5 protein-coding genes are annotated in these 3,497 nt (G+C 68.1%); all 5 read left to right on the top strand.

Annotated elements, in window-relative coordinates; all coding sequences use genetic code 11:
- The first annotated feature begins 204 nt into the window (after positions 1-204).
- Positions 205-456 carry a hypothetical protein gene (locus ACFWUY_RS40920; RefSeq protein WP_384121927.1) on the top strand — a complete coding sequence of 84 codons (252 nt, stop codon included), beginning with the start codon at positions 205-207 and terminating at the stop codon, positions 454-456.
- Entirely contained in the window at positions 453-830 is a 378-nt protein-coding gene (locus tag ACFWUY_RS40915; protein ID WP_384121925.1) for a hypothetical protein, read from the top strand. The genes ACFWUY_RS40920 and ACFWUY_RS40915 overlap by 4 nt, the downstream gene beginning before the upstream one ends.
- Positions 831-858: 28 nt before the next feature.
- Positions 859-1,536: a hypothetical protein gene (locus ACFWUY_RS40910; RefSeq protein ID WP_384121923.1), complete on the top strand. Its 678-nt coding sequence runs from the start codon at positions 859-861 to the stop codon at positions 1,534-1,536.
- Positions 1,476-2,327: a hypothetical protein gene (locus tag ACFWUY_RS40905; protein ID WP_384121920.1), complete on the top strand. Its 852-nt coding sequence runs from the start codon at positions 1,476-1,478 to the stop codon at positions 2,325-2,327. Before ACFWUY_RS40910 ends, ACFWUY_RS40905 begins: the two co-directional genes overlap by 61 nt.
- Before the next feature lie 370 nt (positions 2,328-2,697).
- Positions 2,698-3,497, top strand: an 800-nt coding sequence (locus tag ACFWUY_RS40900; protein WP_384121918.1) for a helix-turn-helix domain-containing protein, incomplete at its 3' end; no start/stop codon positions are given.

The raw sequence follows: 3,497 nt of genomic DNA, 5'->3' as shown, positions 1-3,497 counted from the left end.
ACAGCTGCAGGCGCAGCCCCCACCTCAGATGCCGTGGCTATGTTCTCGCTGGTCACAGGCGCACTCTTCCATGATCGGAGTTACACCGTTCTTCGTACAGTCCCTGAAAAGAAGCTAAATCACCGGTATTGCGCTTAGAAGGTGTGCGACGGCGGCGGTGCGTGACCCTCCCATGAGAGTTCTACCGGCGGTAGAATCGCGGGTATGAGCAAGCCGACGAGCATCAAGACCAGCGAGGCCGTCCGTGACCGGCTGCGGATGCTGGCCGAGGAACGCGGTACGACGATCACCGACCTGATCGAGGAGCTCGCCTCGAAGGAGCTCACTGCGGTCGAGCGCGAGCAGCGCGCTGCCGAGGCCGCAGCCGAACTCGGCGTCGAGTTCACCGAGCAGGTCCAGCAGGCTGGTCAGGACGCCTGGGCGAAGATCCGCGCCCACCAGGGCCGGGCCGCGTGAACCTGACCGCAGTCCTCGACCACTCCGCGCTGGCCGCGCTGTACCAGGCGGACCCGTTCTTCACCGGGCTATACATCGAAGCCTCCCGCGGCACCGGTCGCATCCTCGTGCCTTCCTTGGCCGCGCTCGCCGCCGAGCGCCAGGTCGCAGGAGCCGGCCAGCATGCCACCAGGCTCCGGTTCTCCGAGAGCGTCGCGTTCACCGCGGGGCACGCGGTCGACGCCATGGCCTGGCCCCACGTGGAATGGCCCGTCGCTCACGCGGCGGCCATCGCCTGGAACGCGACCCGTGAGGGCGAGCCAGTCACCGTCTTGTCGCTGGTTCCCGACCTGTACACGACAACGGGCATCGTCCCGCTCGACCCCACGGCGTAGACGAGCACCGGACGAGGCAGGGGTACTTGTGACTGCGGTCCAACCCGACCCGGCCAAGGTCGGCCGGGTTCTCGAGTTGATATCAGCAGGTGTTCCCTGGCTCACCTGGCTGTCCAGGGGATCACCCCTCCGACGAGTCCCGGTTCCAGTCGCGTACGGGGCCGAGGACGCCCTGGAAGCCCTGCGCCGCGACGTCGTCGACTTCACCGAACCCAGCCTTGCCGAAGCCCACCAGGGCTTCATCAGTGCCCTCGAGCACCTCGTGGACGAACTCGGCGGCATGTTCGCCCCAGACACGGACGGGCCGGTCACATACGCCGAGGTCTCACCAGAATGGAAACGAACCGACCACGACCGCTACTACCAGACTCTGCGCGACCTTTCCCGCGCCCGCGATGCCGTGCTCAACCAGTACAAGGACCTGATGAACGTCATGAGCCAGCAGGGCCACATGCTCGCCCCTCAAGACCCGCCCGCCGGCCAGTCCTTCAACCTGAACGCCGGAGACAACTCCCCGGTCACCGTAAACGCCCCGTACGCCTACGCCGCCAACAACTCCACCGCCAGCGCCGGGCTACCTCAAGTACCCCCGACCACGCAGAACGCACCCGCGCCCAGCACACCCTGGTACCGAAGCTGGGCAAAGTGGGGAGTCATCGCCGGTGCCGTCGGCGCCGTCGCCGGCGTCATTGCGCTCGTCAAGTGATCTGGCCCCGCCGACGCGGACTCCAGTACCTGGACCGGCTGGAGCGAGGCGTGCTCGACAGTGCAACTCCGCTCGCCGACCTGCTGCGCCTCGTCCTCGTCATGGGCGGACATGCCTCTGCCGAACCCCTGAAAGAGTGGGCCCTGCGCGAACTCCAGGGGTACGTGGATGTCCCGGACGAAGTCCCTGCCTACCGCCGCGTCTTCGCGCCGATTCAGGCGAATACGCGCACCGCCTTCAATCAGCTTCACGGGGAGACCATCAGCACCCTCCACCTTCCCGAGCCCGCCCGGGGCAACATCACGGAGAAAACAACCATCTACCTGGGCGTGGCCCAGGTGGAGAGCCTGATCGCTCAGACGCCGCACGGCACAACGGTGCCGATCAACATCCCCGGCTCTGCTGAGCTCCGGACGTTGATGTCGGCATCGGAGAAGTTCCGCAACCGCAGCATGGTCGTCGACGCCCTGTACTGGGCGGTCACCCCCTATGCGCTGCAGAACATCGTCGACCAGGTCCGGACTCGCCTTACACAGTTCGTTGCCGAGATGCGCACCACGTTGTCGACGGGAGACCGTCAACCCACCCCTGAGCAGGTCCGGCAGGTCGTTCAGCACATCTGGGTCACGGCTGGTGACCATTCTCCGGTTACTGTCACCGCACCAGTGGCATACGCGGCAGGCGGGTCAACCGCCGACGTCGTTCTGGGGAGCGGACCTGATGGTGCTGAACTCGGATTGAACCGAGTGGCGCCGACCAACGGGCGGGTTAAGGGACACCCGGCAGTGTGACGACCAACGGGGCTGCGCTACGGCGCTCCCGGGCTGACGCGGGAGCCGGTCCTTCCGGCTCCCGGCGGCGGATCACCTTCGAGTGAGTGCTTCGCCAGCCCCGCATGTACGACGAGATCTCTGGCGTCCTGGACGGCATCACCTAGCGCTCCGGCCCGAAGGACCTGCTGCCGCGCGTCGTCGGCACTGTCTATCTCAAGGCGAAGAACAAGAAGAAGTAGACCCACCTCAAACATTGCGCTCCTGCCCTGTGCGGTAGGAGCGTCTTCATCTGCAACACGTCACCGCACGCGATCCGCACGCAAGAAGTACGCACAATGTACGCGGGGTGTGCGCTCAGTTAGGTAGGGTGAGGTCAGGAGGTGTTTCCATGTCCGAGCTGTTCGACGCGGTCGACGCGCTGCTGGCGTCTCGCGCCGTCCTGCCGCCGCCCGAAGAGCGCAGGCGTCTGCGGCAGGCCCATGCCCTGACGGTCGACGAGGTCGCTGCCGCGCTGCAGGTGCGCCGGGCCACGGTCACGAACTGGGAGTCCGGCAAGACCGAACCGCGCCCGCCGGAGCGTGACGCGTACGCGCGCCTCCTGGACGGGCTCGCCCAGCTCTACCCCGCCCCAGCCGACGACTCCGGTCCGTCCGAGTTTTCGACGGTCGAGCCCGCTCCGGTGTCCGCCGAGACCGCCCCGGTCCCGGAGACGTTCGCCGGCGCGCCTGCGCCGGCGGAAGCCCGTCCCGTGTCCACGGGGGAGGCGTCCGTGGCTGCGGCCATGACGGCAACCGAGCACACCCAGCCCCCCGTCGCCACCCCGGTCGCCGCGGGCCGTCTGGCGCGCACCACCAGGGCGTCGTCGACGTCGCGCCGTCCCGGCGCGCGGAAGGCGGCTCCGGCCGGCACCCCGGCGGGCGGCGCCGATCCGCGGTTCGCCAACGGACCGCTGGCGGTCGTCGACGTCGACGACGAGGGCAAGGTGCTGGCGTACTGCACCGGCGGCCTGGTCCTGGACGTGCCCGCCAAGTCCATCCCGGCCCTGGTCGACTGGACGCTGCGCGAGGCGAAGCTCGGTCAGCCGAAGCTGTCGGGGCCGGGCAAGGACGCCGACCCGCTGCTCGTGCTCACCGAGGCCGCGCTGGAACGCTACGGCCTGCCCGTCACGCTCACGGAGGAGGAGAAGCA

It is taken from the genome of Streptomyces sp. NPDC058664, assembly GCF_042716635.1.
Lineage (GTDB): Bacteria > Actinomycetota > Actinomycetes > Streptomycetales > Streptomycetaceae > Streptomyces.
Note: the sequence above shows the minus strand (reverse complement) of the source record. Positions and strands in the feature narration are given on the sequence as shown.

Excerpts from the sequence above, each read along its gene's own strand:
- ACFWUY_RS40920 (WP_384121927.1), top strand. The coding sequence starts at position 205 with ATGAGCAAGCCGACGAGCATCAAGACCAGCGAGGCCGTCCGTGACCGG.